At 38.4% G+C, this 18,969-nt stretch carries 11 protein-coding genes; 7 read left to right on the forward strand and 4 right to left on the reverse strand.

Translation table 11 applies throughout. The annotated features are described in order from the left end of the window. Window positions 1-427 precede the first annotated feature (427 nt). Genes LDB17_RS05885 through LDB17_RS05895 form a run of 3 tightly spaced genes read left to right on the forward strand, consistent with a single transcriptional unit; the run spans window position 428 to window position 6,121 of the window. On the forward strand, window positions 428-1,600 hold the full coding sequence (locus tag LDB17_RS05885; RefSeq protein ID WP_252636588.1) for an efflux RND transporter periplasmic adaptor subunit: 1,173 nt from the start codon (window positions 428-430) through the stop codon (window positions 1,598-1,600). Then, window positions 1,597-4,749 carry an efflux RND transporter permease subunit gene (locus LDB17_RS05890; RefSeq protein WP_252636589.1) on the forward strand — a complete coding sequence of 1,051 codons (3,153 nt, stop codon included), beginning with the start codon at window positions 1,597-1,599 and terminating at the stop codon, window positions 4,747-4,749. Before LDB17_RS05885 ends, LDB17_RS05890 begins: the two co-directional genes overlap by 4 nt. Beyond that, complete coding sequence (locus LDB17_RS05895) at window positions 4,742-6,121, forward strand: efflux transporter outer membrane subunit (protein WP_252636590.1); 1,380 nt, start codon at window positions 4,742-4,744, stop codon at window positions 6,119-6,121. The genes LDB17_RS05890 and LDB17_RS05895 overlap by 8 nt, the downstream gene beginning before the upstream one ends. An 82-nt stretch (window positions 6,122-6,203) precedes the next feature. On the opposite strand, the gene LDB17_RS05900 is transcribed toward LDB17_RS05895, so the two are convergent. The 3 genes from LDB17_RS05900 to LDB17_RS05910 all read right to left on the reverse strand — a co-directional run bounded on the left by LDB17_RS05900 (window position 6,204) and on the right by LDB17_RS05910 (window position 11,791). Further along, window positions 6,204-8,858, reverse strand: coding sequence for an AsmA-like C-terminal region-containing protein (locus LDB17_RS05900; protein ID WP_252636591.1), 2,655 nt, complete (start codon window positions 8,856-8,858; stop codon window positions 6,204-6,206). Between the two features lie 303 nt (window positions 8,859-9,161). Beyond that, window positions 9,162-10,058: a class I SAM-dependent methyltransferase gene (locus tag LDB17_RS05905; protein WP_252636592.1), complete on the reverse strand. Its 897-nt coding sequence runs from the start codon at window positions 10,056-10,058 to the stop codon at window positions 9,162-9,164. A gap of 227 nt (window positions 10,059-10,285) precedes the next feature. After that, window positions 10,286-11,791: a helicase HerA-like domain-containing protein gene (locus tag LDB17_RS05910; RefSeq protein ID WP_252636593.1), complete on the reverse strand. Its 1,506-nt coding sequence runs from the start codon at window positions 11,789-11,791 to the stop codon at window positions 10,286-10,288. Window positions 11,792-11,937: 146 nt separating this feature from the next. Here LDB17_RS05910 and LDB17_RS05915 point away from each other — a divergent pair, with 146 nt between their 5' ends. The 4 genes from LDB17_RS05915 to LDB17_RS05930 all read left to right on the forward strand — a co-directional run bounded on the left by LDB17_RS05915 (window position 11,938) and on the right by LDB17_RS05930 (window position 18,039). Continuing rightward, a complete protein-coding gene (locus tag LDB17_RS05915) occupies window positions 11,938-13,263 on the forward strand; it encodes a hypothetical protein (protein ID WP_252636594.1) in 1,326 nt (441 codons plus the stop codon). Window positions 13,264-13,346: 83 nt separating this feature from the next. Next, window positions 13,347-15,284 (forward strand): ABC-F family ATP-binding cassette domain-containing protein, encoded by a 1,938-nt coding sequence (locus LDB17_RS05920; RefSeq protein ID WP_291106201.1) that lies wholly within the window; start codon window positions 13,347-13,349, stop codon window positions 15,282-15,284. A gap of 11 nt (window positions 15,285-15,295) precedes the next feature. Further along, entirely contained in the window at window positions 15,296-15,964 is a 669-nt protein-coding gene (locus tag LDB17_RS05925; RefSeq protein WP_252636595.1) for a GDSL-type esterase/lipase family protein, read from the forward strand. 14 nt (window positions 15,965-15,978) lie between these two features. After that, window positions 15,979-18,039 carry a M13 family metallopeptidase gene (locus LDB17_RS05930; RefSeq protein ID WP_252636596.1) on the forward strand — a complete coding sequence of 687 codons (2,061 nt, stop codon included), beginning with the start codon at window positions 15,979-15,981 and terminating at the stop codon, window positions 18,037-18,039. 69 nt (window positions 18,040-18,108) lie between these two features. Here the strand turns inward: LDB17_RS05930 and LDB17_RS05935 are convergent, their stop codons facing one another. Further along, the gene (locus LDB17_RS05935) at window positions 18,109-18,846 is read right to left on the reverse strand and encodes a glycoside hydrolase family 25 protein (RefSeq protein ID WP_252636597.1); all 738 of its coding nucleotides are present in this window, start codon (window positions 18,844-18,846) and stop codon (window positions 18,109-18,111) included. Window positions 18,847-18,969 lie beyond the last annotated feature (123 nt).

Raw genomic sequence — 18,969 nt, forward strand, 5'->3', positions numbered from 1 at the left:
AAATCTCGGTCTAGATTTAACATTAGAAACACTTGTATTTTCATGACATTTTAGGATTATAGTACAAATATGAGAAGACCTATTTTGTTTTGTATCAAAAGATTTTATAAAAAGCTGCTTTTTGTTATGCAAACGATTGCAATCGGATTGTAACATATATTTTGTTTATCAACCTTTTATAATCTTTAATATAACCATTATACATAATATATTAAATGAATGTGTACATTTGCGATGATATGCTGGACATTTGCAATTAGCAAAACTTATTTCGAAACGAAGACAATTTCTATACGATATATATACACAATTATAGAAGACTCTAAATTGCCGTCCCCTGTACACTAAAAGAAATAATATAAACTCAATATATGTTAAACAAAAAAGCTTAATGGGTTGTTTAAGATTTGACTACAATTAATTATTTATGAATAACATAAAAAGTATTTTATCTATCACCTTACTTAGTACATTACTACTATGCGCATGTAAAAAAACTCAAGTCGAGGCTCCAATTGTTGAAGTTGAAACTGTAACAACAGATAATTTCGAAATATACGGAGAATACGTGGGCCTTATTAAAGCATCACGTAATGTGGAAATTCATGCACGTGTAGAGGGATTCCTCGAAAAGATGACCTTTAATGAAGGAAAAGGAGTGAAAGCGGGAGAACCTTTATTTTACATTAACGACAGAACTTACAAAGCTAAAGTTGAAAAAGCAAAAGCAAAGCTAAAAAGAGATGAAGCGCAGGCTCTAAAAGCAGAAAGTGATCTCAAAAGAATAGAACCTTTATATAATCAAAATGCTGCCAGCAAGCTAGACCTTGACAATGCAGTAGCTGCACTGAATATGTCGAAAGCTGATGTGGCTATGAGTAAAGCCGACTTGGAACAAGCCGAACTGGAGTTAAGCTATACAGTGGTACGGTCTCCCCTATCCGGCTATATTAGCGAACGGTATGTGGACATAGGAACATTGGTAGGAAATTCGAAGTCGTTATTGGCTACAGTAGTAAAAAGAGACACCGTATTGGTCGATTTCAAACTTACTTCTCTCGACTATCTAAGAAGTCAACGCAGGAATGTGCATTTAGGCGAACTGGATACAACTCGGTCGTGGCAGCCAACTGTTACTGTTACGCTTGCAGACAACTCTGTATACAGCGAAAAAGGAATTGTAGACTTTGCATCCCCCCTTGTTGACCCTAAAACAGGAACTTTTGGCGTTCGTGCCGTATTGCCTAATCCCAATCAGGTTCTTCTACCGGGACAATTCACGCGTGTAAAACTATTACTAAATGTATTGGAGAATGTTGTCGTTATTCCCCGCAAAGCTATTTCGATAGAAAAAGGAGGAGCTCATATATTCGTTATACGTCCGGACAGTATAGTAGAAAAACGCTATGTAGAGACCGGCCCCGAACATGATAATAAGATAGTAGTTATCCGTGGATTGAGTCCGAATGAGCACATTGTTGTAGAAGGATATCAAAAGCTTACTCACGGACAAAAGGTTATATCGAGGACTACTAAAGAGGAAGCAAAAATAGAGGCTCTCGAGAAAGCGGATGAAAAGAAGAAGGAGGATAAAAAATGAAGCCGGGATTATTTATAGACAGGCCTGTACTTTCTACCGTCTTATCCTTACTGATTGTTATTATAGGTATCATTGGGCTGGTACTATTGCCGATAGAACAGTATCCGCAAATAACACCTCCCGTTGTAAAAATAGGAGCTTCTTACCCGGGAGCAAATGCAACAACAGTTTCTCAAGCAGTGGCAACACCCATCGAACAAGAGTTGAACGGTACGCCCGGTATGATATATATGGAATCAAGCAGTTCCAATTCGGGAGGACTATCCATCACCGTTACGTTTGATGTAAATACCAATGCTGACCTCGCAGCAGTAGAAATACAAAACAGGGTAAAGTTAGCCGAAAGTCGTCTACCGGCTGAAGTTCTACAAGGTGGGATTTCTGTTGAAAAGCAAGCACCCGGACAATTAATGACTATTGCTTTGACATCTGACGACCCTAAATATGACGAGATATACTTAAGCAACTATGCAACTATAAATATACTTGACGTTATCAGGCGTATACCCGGAGTGGGACGTGTTTCGAATGTCGGCAGCCGATATTATGGCATGCAAATATGGGTATATCCGGACAGGCTCGCCAGTTTTGGACTAACAATCAAAGATTTGCAGGATGCTCTAAAAGATCAGAATAGAGAGTCGGCTGCGGGTGAACTCGGTAAACAACCAATTGTTCATGTGGATGTGACTATGCCCATCACAGCACAAGGACGTTTGTCTACAGTGAGTGAATTTGAAGATATTGTAGTAAAAGCCAACAACGACGGTTCGTTCATACGCATGAGAGACGTTGCAAGAGTCTCTCTGGAAGCATCATCATATAGTACAGAAAGTGGTTTGAATGGCAAATATGCAACCATGTTGAGCATCTATCTTCTTCCCGGTGCTAATGCGATGGAAGTAGCGGATGAAGTAAAGGCAGCCATGGGAAATATAAAACAAGATTTTCCCGAAGGCTTAGATTATCTGATACCTTTCGATATGACGGAATACATCGGAGAATCTATCCACGAAGTTTATAAAACATTGTTCGAAGCTCTGACGCTTGTTATTATAGTAGTATTCCTTTCGTTACAAAATTGGCGTGCGGCTATTATTCCGATAGTTGCCGTGCCTATTTCCTTGATAGGAACATTCGGATTTATGCTTATGATGGGATTCTCCCTTAATATGCTGACTCTTTTGGGATTAGTTTTAGCGATCGGTATTGTTGTGGATGATGCGATTGTCGTCGTCGAGAACGTAGAACGTATTATGGAACAGAAGGGGGTAAATGCACGGGAAGCCACACACAGGGCAATGAAAGAGCTGACAGGCGCTTTGATTGCCACATCGTTAGTATTGGCTGCTGTATTCGTTCCGGTAAGCTTCCTTGACGGGATAACTGGAGCACTCTACAGGCAATTCTCTGTAACCATTGTCGTATCGGTACTTATTTCTGCAGTAGTAGCTCTTACACTTAGTCCTGCCATGTGTGCTATAATATTAAAGCCATCGAAAAAGAAAAAGCACTTCATCTTCCGCAAAATAAATATCTGGCTAGGGAATGGCAATAAGAAATATGCCAATATCTTACTAAAGGTTATAAACAACCCTAGACGTACGATGGCTGCATTTGGTATGGTGCTTGTATTTATTTTCGTATTGAATAAAATAGTTCCTACCAGTTTCATTCCGCAAGAAGATCAAGGTTATTTTACCGTAGAGCTTGAAATGCCCGAAGGCACAACACTAGAGCGTATGCGAACGGTTACGGATAGAGCTGTAGCTTATCTGGACAATCATGAAGCAGTAGAGTATGTACAAAATGTGACAGGATCAAGCCCTCGTGTAGGAACCAATCAGGGACGCACAACACTGACGGTTATCCTTAAACCGTGGAAAGAAAGAAGTACGGGAGTGGATCAAGTGATGCGTGATGCTCAAAAAGAATTCTACAATTACCCCGAAATAAGAGCATTTGTGAGTCGCCCTCCCGTCATTCCGGGACTCGGATCGGCAGGTGGCGTTGAAATGAAGCTTCAAGCCCGCTCCGATGCTCAATGGGACGATCTGGTGGCTGCGTCTGATACTTTTATGTATTATGCAAATAAGTCTAAGATCATTTCAAATGTATCTTCCTCTCTACAATCAGAAATACCTCAACTATATTTTGACGTAGACCGTGATCAGGCAATGCTACTCGGAGTGCCAATGTCTGATATTTTTTCAACAATGAAAGCCTATCTGGGGTCAGTATATGTAAATGATTTCAATATGTTTAACCGCATATACAAAGTATACATTCAGGCCGATCAATCATACAGGGCAACAGCCAGCGATATCAATCTTTTTTTCGTGAAAACGAAAAGTGGAGACATGGTTCCGCTTACAGCTTTGGGTAAAACCAGCTATACCACAGGACCGGGGAATATATCGCGCTTCAATATGTACACATCGGCATCTATGCAGGTTACCCCTTCGGCAGGACATAGCTCGGGACAAGCGATGAGCGAAATTGTAAACATCGCAAAAGAACACCTACCCGCTAATATCGGGGTAGCATGGAGCGGTCTCTCTTTTCAGGAACAAAAGGCTAGCGGGCAAACAGGTACAGTTTTAATACTGGTTCTGATATTTGTATTCTTGTTCTTAGCTGCATTATACGAAAGTTGGACTGTACCAATTTCTGTGATATTATCCTTACCCATTGCTGCGCTAGGAGCATTTATCGGCATTTGGATATTAGGACTGGACAATGATGTGTATTTTCAGATCGGACTCGTAACCTTAATCGGATTAGCCGCTAAAAATGCTATTCTGATCGTAGAATTTGCCAAGATACAGGTCGATGCAGGTATGCAACCAATATTTGCAGCAATGCAAGCAGCCAAATTACGTTTCCGCCCGATATTGATGACATCTTTAGCATTCGTACTGGGTATGTTACCGATGGTAATAGCTTCCGGACCGGGATCAGCAAGTAGGCATTCGATAGGAACAGGTGTATTTTTCGGTATGATTGTAGCTATAACATTAGGAATAATACTTGTGCCATTCTTCTTTGTGATAGTATATAAAGTAAAGGATAAGTTTAAGATTCCGGAACTTAAGTTTCCTAAATTCCCGAAAATAAAGAAACTTATAAAAAGAGATAACAATGAATAAACTTACATATATACTACTCATTTCCATAGTATTACTCTCATCTTGTAAAATAGGTCAGAAATACGAACAGCCCGAAATGAATATCCCTCAGGCATTCGATGCAAAAATAACGAATGAGGGGAATGCTTCTGACATCGGATGGAGTGCTCTATATAAGGATTCTGTATTACAAGGACTCATCACAAAAGCTCTCGACCACAACAAAGACATGCTCATAGCAGCTGCCCGCATAAAAGAAATGGCTGCAAACAAACGTATATCATTTGCAAACCTATTCCCTGAAGTAGGGGCTGAAGTGGCAGGGCAAAAGGAATATCTGAACTATGGTGGCGATTCGAAAAAATATTCACCTGAGCTAAGAGCCAATCTTAATGTATCGTGGGAATTGGATATATGGGGCAAACTGAGATGGGCCAACGAAGCCGGAATTGCTGCATATCTGCAAACGGTAGAAGCGCAAAAAGCCATGCACCTAACCATCGTAGCACAGGTTGCTCAGGCATACTTTGAATTAAAAGCATTAGATAAAGAGCTTACAATAGTGAAACAGACTCTGGATGCCAGACGTGAAGGAGTTCGTTTTGCCAAATTGCGCTACGAAGGTGGTTTGACATCTGAAATACCATACAGGCAAAGCCTTGTTGAACTTGCCCGTACCGAAACGCTGATTCCAAATCTAGAAAATGAGATAAAACTGAAAGAGAATGATCTTTTTGTACTCGTTGGAGAGTTTCCCATCGGAAACATTCCCAGAGGCAAAGATGACATTAGCCACCTGCAAGTTCCAGCCAGCCTACCTATCGATTTACCGTCGTCGCTACTGAAACGCCGTCCGGATATGATACAGGCAGAGCAAAAGCTGATAGAGGCTAATGCTAAAGTAGGGATGGCCTACACGGATATGTTTCCTTCGTTAAGACTTACAGGGCGTTTAGGTGGAGAAAATACCGAACTGACAGACTTTCTTAAAAGTCCGACATGGTTTATCTCGGGAGTACTTACCGGCCCTATATTCAATATGGGTAAAAACAAAGCAAAACATAATGCGGCAAAGGCTGCATACGAGCAAGAAGTATATAGCTACGAAAAATCTGTATTGAATGTATTTAAGGAAGTAAACAACTCTATCATTACGTTCAATAAAATGAAAGAGGTATATCTGTCACAAGAAGCTTTATACAATTCAGCTAACTCTTATCACGAGCTGGCTAAGTTGCAATATGTAAATGGAGCTGTTAAGTATATCGATGTGCTGGATGCTCAACGTCAGTTGTTCGATGCCGAGATAGCTTTGAACAATGCTACGTTAAACGAACTCTATTCGTTAGTTGCTCTCTACAAAGCATTGGGTGGAGGGCTTAATAGGGACTAAAAAAACTGTCTGAAAAGAAGATTTGTATTGTATATTGGCATTTTGAGTCTTCTTTTCAGACAGCTTTTAATTATATTATTTATCAGTTACCCGTGCCTTCTACTTTCTTTATTTGTTCTTCGGCTTTATCTCTCAAATTCTGACCTTGCTTTTTAGCTTCTTCTACAAGCTTCTTTCCTGCCGCCTTAGCTGCGGCTTTTGCAAGAGGATTACTTCCTGCCTTTTCTTCCAAAGCCTGTGATTGTTTCTCAGCCTCAACCACCAACTTTGTTGCAGTCGCATCCGCTTCCGATCTAATCCTTTCTATTTGTTTCGCTTTTTCTTCAGACACCTTCGCTGAAATATGAGCTCCTTTCTCTCCACCCAAAAGCTCATTTACGGCAGACGAAGCAGCTCCGGCAACCAACGCCTTGGTGTCTATTCCAATTTTGGGATTTGTAAATGTACCGCCTATTGTAATCGGGACAGACGACACGTAATGATTTGCTAGCGATTTAGGAAGCGTAACAGTGCCTTTATAGTCGATACTTTGATCAAGGCCAGTAGCCCCCTCTAATTTCATAACACCTCCATTGCCAAAGTTTACATTGAAAGGCTTGGTATTCAGTTTTCCATTATTTATAGTAAAAGGCAGATTCAAATCTTTTGTAGAGAATGATTTCAAAGCATCAGTTTTCAATGAAGACGACAAAGCGGTCAAAGCCTCAACACCTTCTATCTTCACATCATTGGTTTGTAATGCACCACTACCTGTAAGACCCGCTAAAGTCTGCATAATTGTCTCACCTAAAGATGTATTAAATTTGAAGTTCATAGAATATGTTCCTCCTAATTTTTCGAATATAGGAGCAAACTTTTGCACAGATTCTACCGACTTGAATGTTTCTGCAAATGACACTTTCGACAAAGCCAAATCAAAGTTAACCTTCGGAGTTTTAGGGCTTGATGTATCATACGTTCCGCTAACCTTACAAGAACCACCCAAAGCATTAGCGCCAACATTATTAAGAGTAAGCACTCCATTTTTAACAGTGATATTGCCAACCATATTTGTAATATTCATTTTTCCATATACAATTTGGTTGAGGGCTGCGTTCAATACAAAATCTATATTTTTAGGAATAATAATGTCTTCTGTTGTTGATGATGCTGTTTCTTCTGTTCCGGCAGTTTCGCTACTGATAAAATCATTCGCATTCAGATAGTTTGATTTTATATTCAACTGACCTTTCAGTGTTTGATCTTTCAATGCATAAGCAATAAAATTTTCGAGTCGTCCTGTAGCTGACAGATCATTTTTACCAATCTTCAGGTTCAGTGACGATAGATTTACATAGCGTGGCGAAAATTCCAATCCGGCATCGTTAATCACCACATCTTGCATGTCTTGAGACTTATAAGTCATATTGCTCAATTTCAAACTACCTGCTGCCGATACATTCTCATATTGTTCTTTTTCGATTGCAGACATCCGAGCAGCAACATTCAGATTAGCAGTCATCTTACCATTTAAAGCTGTACCTTTCTCTAACGGGTATACATCTTTAATCATACCTAAATCAATCGTCCCATTTGCCTGTGCTTTCAGGTTAGGATCGCTCATCGGAGTGGACACATTCAGGCTTCCCGAGAAAGGATTCCCCCCCAAATTGAAACTAAACTTACTGATATCAACAATCATATTATCCAACGAGCCTCCTTTACTGTTTATCGCCATAGCAACATTTATATTATTAACAGCTTTGGGTAAAGAAGGGTATTGGAACATCGCATCGTTCACCATTATCTTTACATCAAACGCTGGATAACTATCACCATGCATAAGACCTTTGATATATGCCTCCAACTTTGCTGTTCCTGATGTTTTCACATCTTTAAAGTCGGCTGTATACATCGCCGGAACAAGAGATAAGATATCTTTAAATTGGGTATCCGGCGCATTCAGCTTAAGATCGAACTCCATATCTTCATAATCCTTACCCACCATAGCAAAAGTACCATCAATAGATGCTTTAAGATCATTTAGTTGTAGGTTACTTTCCTTAAAGGCAAATTCCATCTTATCAAGATTCGCATTGATGGTAGCATCGGCCACACCTTGTATTTTATTCAAATATGGAATGCCATCCATAACAAATGTAACTTCGCCGATAGTAGAATTTGTATTTAATGTTGTTTCGCTAGCTGAAAAATCGCCATGCAGGTCTCCGTTCCATTTATTAAGTGTCACTTTCATCTTTGTAGAATCGTTCTGGTAAACAAAACTACAATCGTTGACCGTAATTTTTTTCAAATTGAGTTTGAAAGCAGATTCACTTTCGGTTGAAGCAGATACAGTAGAGTCAACCTTCATTATATCCCAGTTGGCACGTCCGTCTTCAAGCACTTTTGTATATATAGAAGCCTTATCCAGATTGATTTTGGATATATTATATTCGCTGCCAAAAAGACTCATCAAGTCGATAGTAACACTTGCCGACTTAGCACTCAATAGTGTATCTTTCTGAAAGTCTCCGACACCTACTACCGAAGCATTGTTTAGGGAGAGTGTTGCATTAGGAAAATTGGAAAACAAGTTCAGTCCAAAATCCTTAATATCCACTGTAGCGTTTAGTTTTTCGTTTGCGGCATTCAATACGGCAGTTTTGATTTTATCTTTAAACAAGAAAGGAATTGCTATCATAGCCACTATAAGCACAACGACAACAACCCCCGCAATAGTTAGAGCTTTTTTCATACTTTTCTCTTCGATTTTTATACTATGTATTTGTGTTTGTTTATTTTATTAACGGTTTATTCGCAATTTTGTTATAAGTCATGTTATGAAATATATTATGTTCGTATATAGCTATATCATGAAAGATTATTCTTGAAAGTTATCATATATTATGAGTAAATGTAATAAAAGAAACATCTCAAAAGTTACAAATAAAAAGAATGAAACAACTGTCACTTTTGTCACCTTTTGCTCACAAAAATCCATATAACACCATATATACAAGACCCTTACACGAGAAACGCAAAGATACAGAAAGTGACACTATTTTCTGATAAAACGGATATAAATACTCAGAGGTAAATTTTTACCGGATTTTTCAGGAACAATCAGTTCTCCGTACGTGCGATCTTTGACATCTGGAAAATAATCCTTTATAAGGTTATCAGCTATCACAGCAGAAAAGCCCATAGAGTATAGATTTAGTATAAGAAATGAATTGGAATCCTCCAGCAATTGCGAACAAAGAGACATTATTTCGGCTATATTCTCTTCCAATATCCACTTCTCGCCATCAGGACCACGACCATACGCAGGAGGGTCTAGTATTATCCCGTTATATTTCTTTCCTCTTTTTACTTCGCGGCGGCAAAATTTAAGAGCGTCTTCTACAATCCAGCGTATATCATGAAGATCAGAAGCATCCATATTTTCACGCGACCACGTGATTACTTGCTTCACAGAATCTACATGCGTCACATCAGCTCCTGCACTTTTAGCCGCAATTGAAGCTCCACCTGTATATGCAAAAAGATTCAAGACTTTTGGTTCAGAAACATTGAGGCTTCGAACTGTATCGTATATGAAATCCCAATTCTCCGATTGTTCGGGAAACACCCCTACATGCTTGAAAGATGTAAGACCTAAACGAAACCGAAGCTTCATTTCCTTATATTGATAGTTGATGAACCACTGGTCGGGCATTCCATTTTTTTGTACCCAAACTCCTTTGTCGTTGCCATCTTGAGAAGTCTTTCCTTTCTCCTTCTTGAAAGTGGCATCGGATGCGTCCTCCCACTGTTTCTCGGGCAGAGACTTACGCCATACTGCCTGTGGTTCGGGACGTCGGATAATGTATTTACCAAAACGTTCTAATTTTTCATAATCGCCCGAGTCGATCAGTTCATAATCTTTCCAATGCTGCGGTCTGAGTAATTGCATCTTTATTTCCTTTTATTCAGTCTGAATTTGAAAGCGAAATCAATGCTCAACAAATGTTCGTATTTGAAGATTTTATTGTTTTCTGGGTTCAAGACTACAAAGGTAGGACGATAAATTAATCCGACAGTAAATTTTGAAAAAAAATAAACAAGATTGTATCTATAAAGAAAACAGCCGAATGGTTGATTCCTGTCGACTGTCTTTCTATAATTTATATATATCAGGTTCTATCTTTTCTTTGATGAGCTTTTGAGAAACACGTTCAACACCTGTTTGGCAATAGGGACAAGCACTGTCGTTGCCATTCTACTCCAGAATCGTTTGTTTTCTACAGCATTCTTTTGGTCAATCTTAGCCTGTTCACGCTGTGCCCTTTCGGCTTCTTTCTGAGCTTTTGCGGTTGCTTTATCCTGCGCCACTTGTTCTTTCTCGCTCAAAGTACCTTGCAAACGCTCAGTTAAGATTTCGTAAGCTGATTCTCTATCTACTACTTGTGCATAATGGCGATACAATATAGAACCCTGCGTCATCTGATTACGGGCAGCAGTATCCAATGGTCCGATTTGCCCTTCAGGAGGTAGAATAAAAGCTCTTTCGACCATATTGGGTCGACCTTTTTCATCTAATAGCGAGACTAAAGCCTCTCCCGTAGCCAGTTCCGAGATTGCCTGTTCTGTATCAAATTTAGGATTCGCTCTGAAAGTTTGCGCCGCAACCTTGACGGCTTTCTGATCTTTCGGCGTATAGGCTCTCAATGCATGTTGTACACGATTCCCTAACTGACCTAATACAGAGTCGGGAATGTCTGCAGGAGTCTGTGATATAAAATAGACGCCTATCCCTTTCGAACGAATGAGACGGACAACCTGCTCTATCTTTTCCAACAATGCCTTCGGGGCATCACTAAAAAGTAAATGAGCTTCATCGAAAAAGAATACCAGTTTTGGTTTATCCGGATCTCCCACTTCGGGCATCACTTCAAACAGCTTGGTCATCAACCACATCAGGAATGTAGTATATACACGTGGAGAATTCATCAGCTTATCTGCTGCCAATATATTTATAACGCCCTTCTCTCCTACTGTTTGTATCAGATCGTCGATATTCAGATTTGGTTCTCCGAAGAATTTATCAGCACCTTCTTGCTCTAACGCAATTAATCCACGCTGTATAGCTCCAATACTTGCCGTAGAGATATTGCCATAGCTTGTTGTAAAACGATTAGCATTATTTCCTACATATTCCAATAGCTTTTGTAAGTCTTTCAAGTCGATGATATCTAAAGACTCATCTTTCGCCAATTTAAAGATAATAGTAAGAACTGCCGATTGAGTGTCATTGAGAGATAAAAGCCGGCTTAATAGAAGCGGCCCCATATCTGCAACCGTAGCTCTGATAGGTGCTCCTTGATCTCCAAAGACATCCCAAAACTGAACAGGGAAATCTTGAAATTTAAATCCTTTGTCTGCCAATTTGTATGATTCTACACGTTGGGTAACGCTCTCCTTATTTCCTCCAACGGCGGCTACACCAGATAAATCTCCCTTCACATCTGCTGCAAATACAGGAACTCCCATTTTACTGAATGTCTCGGCTAAGGTCTGCAATGTTACTGTTTTTCCTGTACCTGTGGCTCCGGTGATAAGTCCGTGTCGATTAGCCATTTTAGGAACCATACAGACTTCCTGTTCGGGAGAAATAGCTATAAAAGCTCTTTTTTCATTATCATACATTGGCTTATATTTTTTAAGTTTGTTTTCTTATTATATAAAATCAAAAAGGAGTATAAAAAGTTCGCTAATGGTATTACAAAAATAATTATTTATTGCAATACACATCACCAATCGATATAAAGCTTAATTTTATCAAAAAGAATTTATTGAACACATTCGCTAAAATAAGAAAATGGGTAACAGATAATCCGATAAAAAGCATCATTATTGTCGGTACTTTAGTTCGCTTAGTTGTTGCCTTTTTATATCAGTATATAACCCTCTATCCTGATAGTGAAGGGTATGTAGAGTTAGCTAAGAGAATACTCAATTTTGATTTTTCAGGCTATGAAGGCCAACGTTCTCCGGGATATCCTATTTTACTTGCGTTAAGTAATATCTCTTATTCTACAACGGGTGCAATACAGTTTATTATAGGAATAGTTACTCTTATTTACTTCTACAAAACATGCCTATCGGTGAGGTTGAACAAAAAAATATCTTTTTATTTAACTCTTATATTAAGTTGCTATTTACCAACTATTTTCTTTGAGGTAGCTATTCTTACAGAAACACTTACATTACTCGTTGTAACAATTATATTGTATCTGTTTTTTAGAATTCGAAGCGGAAAGTCGGATCAATACATAGGACTAAGTATATTGTGTGGATACCTTGTTTTGATAAAGCCTTTTTATATATTCTTACCCGTAATTCTCTTTTTTATTCTATTAAATGTAAGTTCTTTCAAGTCTCTCTTAACTAAACTGTCTTTTATGTTAGTAATTCCTCTTTTTGTTTTTCTAGGTTGGTCTTATGTAAACAAAAAGAATACAGGCTATTTCACCTCCACAACTTTTTACGGATTCAATCTTGCTCAAAACTGTGTCAACTTTGCAGAAAAAACAACACCCGAATATGCTCCAATAGGCAATATATATGCCAAGTATAGAGACAATAGAATTTCGGACAAGGAAATAGCAATGACTATCTGGGAAGCATACCCTGAATTGGAATCGGAAACCGGCTTATCGTTCCCCGACTTATCCAACAGGCTTTATAATTATAGTATTGCTACAATTAAAGAGAACCAGACAGCGTACTTGCAGCAGGTTTTTATCTCGTGGCGTGATTTTTGGAAAACATCATTGTATTGGGAATATGATAAATTTGCTATTCCTCATGCCAATGAAATACTATTGTATATATGCTACTTAGAAAGGATTCTGTTACAATTAATAAAGATTGCGTTTATAATCCTCATCCCATACAATATATCCAGAGGTATAAAGCAAAAGAAAATTACCCCTCAACTTACAATATCTATAATAGTATTCACAGCATCGATACTACAAGCTTTTGTTACATACGGAACAAATTCACGATTTAGCTTTCCATTCGAAATGCTTATTGTATTATCTGTCATATTAAATGTTTTAGACATAAGATATAAAAAACTCGAAAGATCTGATATACAATTCGAGTCGAAATAGGCTTCAACGCTGAAAATAAAGATCAAAAATAGCCAGATGCAGTAAAATTGACTATTTTTGTACGTTTTATAAACTTAATTGATGTGATTTCAGTAGAAGGACTAACGGTAGAATTTGGAGGTTTCAGCCTCTTTGACGATATATCTTTTGTTATCAACAAGAAGGAAAGAATAGCCCTTGTTGGTAAAAATGGAGCAGGTAAATCAACCATGCTTAAAATATTTGCAGGGCTGCAAGCTCCTACACGAGGGAATCTTTCCGTGCCCAAAGACATAACGATTGGTTATCTGCCGCAGCACATGACCCTAAAAGAAGGTAATACTGTTTTTGAAGAGGCTTCTTTAGCATTTTCTCACATACAGAAGATAGAAACCGAATTAGACTATGTAAACAAACAGTTGGCTGAAAGAACCGACTATGAATCGGAAGCCTATCACAACCTGATAGAGAAATCATCTTATCTCAACGAGGAGTTTATGATGTCGGGGGGCGGTAACTTTCAGGCAGAAATAGAAAAAACACTGACTGGTCTGGGATTTAGGCGTACAGACTTTGAACGTCCAACCAGTGAGTTTAGCGGAGGATGGCGTATGCGTATCGAATTAGCCAAACTGCTTCTTCAACGTCCTGACGTACTTTTGCTCGACGAGCCGACCAACCACCTTGATATAGAGTCGATTCAGTGGCTCGAAACATTTCTTTCGACCCGAGCCAATGCTGTCTTACTTGTATCGCACGACCGTGCTTTTTTGGATGCTGTAACCCAACGCACAATAGAAATATCTCTCGGACGTATTTACGATTATAAAGTACCCTATACCAAATATGTGGAACTGAGGCAGGAGCACCGCGAGCATCAAATACGTGCTTTTGAAAATCAGCAAAAGCAAATACAGAAAACCGAAGAGTTTATAGAGCGTTTCCGCTACAAAGCGACAAAATCAGTACAAGTACAATCACGCATAAAGCAATTGGATAAGCTAGAACGGTTGGAAGTAGATGATGAAGATAATGCTATGCTGAATCTTAAATTTCCTCCCGCACCACGTTCAGGCTCTTATCCTGTAATTGTAGAAAATGTGGAAAAAAGCTATGGGGATCATCTGATCTTCAAAGATGTAACATTTACAATACATAGAGGAGACAAAGTAGCTTTTGTTGGGAAGAATGGAGAAGGGAAATCTACCTTAGTGAAATGCATCATGAACGAGATTGACTTCAAAGGCAAACTCGAACTAGGACATAATGTGAAAATAGGCTACTTCGCACAGAATCAAGCACAGTTATTAAACGGGGATCATACCGTGTTCGAAACAATAGACTATGTGGCTGTAGGTGACATCCGAACTAAGATCAGAGACATACTGGGAGCCTTTATGTTTGGTGGCGAAGCATCTGACAAAAAAGTAAAAGTTTTGTCGGGAGGAGAACGTAGCCGCTTGGCAATGATACGCTTACTACTCGAACCCGTAAATCTGCTTATTCTCGATGAGCCGACCAATCATCTCGATATGCGTTCGAAGGATGTTTTGAAAAAAGCAATTAAAGAATTTGACGGAACAGTTATCGTAGTATCCCATGATCGAGATTTCTTAAACGGGCTTGTAGAAAAAGTTTATGAATTTGGTAACCAACAAGTAATAGAGCACTTAGGCGGAATCTATGAATTTCTTGAAAAGAAAAAGATGGATAGCCTCAAAGAACTTGAAGTGTCTACATCTCCACTTAATGAATCTGATAAGACTACAGATCAAGAATCTGTAAATAAGCTATCTTACGAAGAGCGAAAAGAATTAGGCCGTCAAATCAAACGAGTAGAAAAGCAGATTTCGGATATAGAAAAAACTATAGAAAGTAAAGAGAACGAAATAGCCGAAATAGAACTTAAACTAACAACACCCGAAGGTGCAGCCGATGCTTCTCTTTTCGAAAGGCATGGGCTATTAACAAAAGAGTTGGAAGACGATATGCTCAAATGGGAAGAATTGACAGTTGAACTTCAAAACATTTCGAAAGACTAAATTTGCATTCTATGAGAACTATATTATCAATTTTGATGTTATTTTGTACAATGATTTTATCGGCACAGGAAATACAAGAAAATATCCTTGAAAATAAAACCTATCTCGAAAGAATGGCTTACTTCAAGGCAAACCCTCTGACTAATGGGCAAATAATATTCTTAGGAAATAGTTTGACACAAGGCGGGAAATGGAATGAATACTTCCCTACTCAAAAACCTGTAAACAGAGGTATATCTGGTGACAATACATTGGGTATGCTCAATCGGTTAAACGAAATTATAATTGCTAAGCCAAAGAAGGTATTCCTCATGGCAGGAATCAATGATATATCTCTCAGCAGATCGAATGAGAAAATAATGATAGGCATCAAGTCTATCATCTACCAGATAGAAACAGGCTCGCCTTATACAAAAATCTATGTTCAAAGTCTATTGCCAATCAACAACAATAGAAATGTGTATCAACGAATGTTGAATAAAGAATGGCAGATAGAACAGTTGAATAAAGAGTTAAAAGCTTTCTGTGAAAAGGAGAATATAACCTTTATCAATATTTATCCTGCATTTTTGAGCGAAGACAGAACCTTAGATGCAAAGTACACAACGGACGGATTGCATCTGAACGATAACGGATATACAGTTTGGGTAGACCAAATACGAAAATATGTAGAAGAGTAACTAATTTAATTTATATGAACAAAATCTATTTCTATTTACCGATTGCCGCTCTCGCTCTAACGCAAGTGAGCTGTAAACAAAAGGCAAGCGCACAGGACTCGGATGCAGATATTATGAATATCGCACAGAAATTTGATACTGCCAATCTGGATATTACAGCTATCCCCGGCAATAACTTTTACCAATACGCTACAGGCGGTTGGGCAAAAGCAAACCCTATGAAAGACGAATATGCACGCTATGGCTCGTTTGATCAATTGGCTGAACGAAACCAAGAGCAAGTAAAAGGTCTTATCGAAGAATTGGGTAAAACAAAACATGAGCAAGGTTCTATTGCTCAAAAGATTGGAGACCTGTTTGCGTTGGGAATGGATAGTACGAAGCTGAATGCCGACGGAGCTAAACCAATAAAAGCTCAGTTGGATAATATAAACAAAGCTTCGACAACGGCTGATATAGTAAAACTAACCGGAGAATTAAGAAAGTATGCGAACTCTCCATTCTTTGGTCTATATGTAGGTGCCGACGACAAAAATAGTTCTATGAATATTGTTCAACTATACCAAGGAGGTCTGGGATTAGGTGAACGTGATTACTATGTTGCACAAGACTCTACATCGGTTGCTATCCGTAAGGGATATCTCAACTTGATAAAGACTCAATTTGTAAATGCGGGCTACAGCGAAGCTGATGCACAAAAATCAGCTGACGTAGTTCTAAAAATAGAAACAGCTTTAGCAAAAGATCACTTCAAAAAAGAAGACACCAGAATTCCAGAATTGAATTATCACAAAATGAATGTTACCGATTTGAATAAATCAGTAGCTAATTTTGACTGGAAAGCCTTCTTTGATGCAGCCGATGCTAAAGACTTCACAGAGATCAATGTAGCTCAGGTTAAACCGATTGCAACAGCCGTAAATTTGATCCATACACTACCTATCGATGAGTCGAAAGCTTATCTTTCATGGTGCTTGATAAATTCTGCAGCCGGGTATCTTAGCGACAACTTTGTAAATGCAAACTTTGACTTCTACGGAAAACAACTTAGTGGCCGCAAAGTATTACAGCCTCGTTGGAAGCGTGCTGTAGGAGTTGTTGATGGAGCTCTTAGTGAAGCTGTAGGTCAAATGTATGTAGAAAAATACTTCCCTGCTGAAGCTAAAGAAAGAATGCTGAAGTTGGTGAAAAATCTACAAGTAACATTGGGCGAACGCATCAACAACTTGACATGGATGAGCGATGCAACGAAAGCTAAAGCTCAGGAAAAACTGAACTCTTTTACAGTTAAGATTGGTTATCCGGACAAATGGAAAGACTATTCAACGCTTAATATAAAGAAAGACTCTTATTGGGAAAATGTAGTACGGGCAAGTGAGTTCGATCATAACGAAATGATCAAAAAAATCAACAAGCCTGTAGATAAGAGCGAATGGCATATGCCTCCACAAATGGTGAATGCATACTATAATCCAACAACAAATGAAATTTGTTTCCCTGCGGGAATTCTACAACCGCCATTCTTCTATTTAAACGAAGATGATGCGGTTAACTATGGAGCTATCGGTGTTGTTATCGGTCATGAAATGTCTCACGGATTTGACGATCAAGGATCTAAATATGACAAAGATGGTAACCTGTCGGACTGGTGGACAAAAGAAGACTCTAAGAAATTCAACGAAAGAGCTCAGGTGCTTGTTCAACACTTCAACAAGATAGAGGTTCTTCCGGGTGTATTTGCAAATGGAACATTTACTTTGGGCGAAAACATCGGAGACTTTGGTGGACTTCAAATTTCATACAATGCATTCGAAAAAACAGATGAAGCTAAGAAAGGCGATAAAATAGACGGCTTTACTCCGGCTCAACGTTTCTTCTTATCTTATGCAGGAGTATGGGCAGGTAATATTCGTGATGCAGAAATCCTACGTCGCACAAAAACAGACCCGCACTCTTTAGGAAAATGGCGTGTAAACGGTACATTACCTCATATCGATGCATGGTATAAAGCATTTAATATCACAGAAAAAGATTCTCTATATATTCCAAAAGAAAAGAGAGCTGATATCTGGTAATATAAATAGGTTTTAAAAGAAATGGGTTCGTTTTCTGCGAACCCATTTTTTATTTTATACCCTTATATATCAGTCTTTTTTTATCAGTTGATCAAATTCCTCTCTAGTTCCGGCAAATGCATTCAGGTCAACATCCGTTTTTATGCCTTCTATTTTCCCTTTATTCGTATATTGCCAAAACAACCATTTACGCCCATCAGGCAGCTTTGGCTTAGAAACTATATCTCTTATCCAAATGGGATTATCCATGAACTGCCCGATCATGTAGTTCTTATAGAACTCATTTGTAGTGTAGATAAGCACCTTTCGTTGATAATGATTTTCTAAGATCTCTATAAACTTTGCAATTTCTGCTATAATATCTTCCTTGCGATTTTCCTGCTGGCAATTCCCACCATACTCCAAGTCAATAATCGGCGGAAGGTCTATACTATCCTTAGGTACATAATGAATATAATTTCTGGCTTGTGCATCCCCATCTTTACAAAATGTAAAAAAATGATAAGCACCTACCGGTACATTATGATGAATGGCTAGTCTCCAGTTTTCCTGAAAAAGAGAATCTTTATGATTACCTCCTTCTGTGGCTTTTATAAAAGCAAATTGAACGGATCGCTTGTCTAATTTTCCCCAATCAATTGTTTGTTGATGATGAGAAACATCTATGCCTTGTACCGGATACTCCTCAAAAGAAGGGTAGTTCATTCGTATATATCCTTTGGTATAAGCAAAGTATAAGCCGGTTATAACAAGAGCTATAATCAATATCGCACCAAGGGAAGAATATATGATGAGTTTCTTTTTCATACAGATATTAAAGTTAACACGATAATATTATTTTTAGTGAAGATAATAATTACTATTTTCTTTTAATATGTAGAAATTATATTTATTTTTGATAAAAATTATTAATCTTAAAAATCAGATAGT

Source organism: Dysgonomonas sp. Shenzhen-Wh21 (assembly GCF_043392705.1).
In the GTDB taxonomy this organism is placed as follows: domain Bacteria; phylum Bacteroidota; class Bacteroidia; order Bacteroidales; family Dysgonomonadaceae; genus Dysgonomonas.

Bases quoted from the DNA above. Each gene is read 5' to 3' on its own strand.
- LDB17_RS05885 (WP_252636588.1), top strand. From the start codon at position 428: ATGAATAACATAAAAAGTATTTTATCTATCACCTTACTTAGTACATTA.
- LDB17_RS05890 (WP_252636589.1), top strand. From the start codon at position 1,597: ATGAAGCCGGGATTATTTATAGACAGGCCTGTACTTTCTACCGTCTTA.
- LDB17_RS05895 (WP_252636590.1), top strand. From the start codon at position 4,742: ATGAATAAACTTACATATATACTACTCATTTCCATAGTATTACTCTCA.
- LDB17_RS05900 (WP_252636591.1), bottom strand. From the start codon at position 8,858: ATGAAAAAAGCTCTAACTATTGCGGGGGTTGTTGTCGTTGTGCTTATA.
- LDB17_RS05905 (WP_252636592.1), bottom strand. From the start codon at position 10,058: ATGCAATTACTCAGACCGCAGCATTGGAAAGATTATGAACTGATCGAC.
- LDB17_RS05910 (WP_252636593.1), bottom strand. From the start codon at position 11,791: ATGTATGATAATGAAAAAAGAGCTTTTATAGCTATTTCTCCCGAACAG.
- LDB17_RS05925 (WP_252636595.1), top strand. From the start codon at position 15,296: ATGAGAACTATATTATCAATTTTGATGTTATTTTGTACAATGATTTTA.
- LDB17_RS05930 (WP_252636596.1), top strand. From the start codon at position 15,979: ATGAACAAAATCTATTTCTATTTACCGATTGCCGCTCTCGCTCTAACG.
- LDB17_RS05935 (WP_252636597.1), bottom strand. From the start codon at position 18,846: ATGAAAAAGAAACTCATCATATATTCTTCCCTTGGTGCGATATTGATT.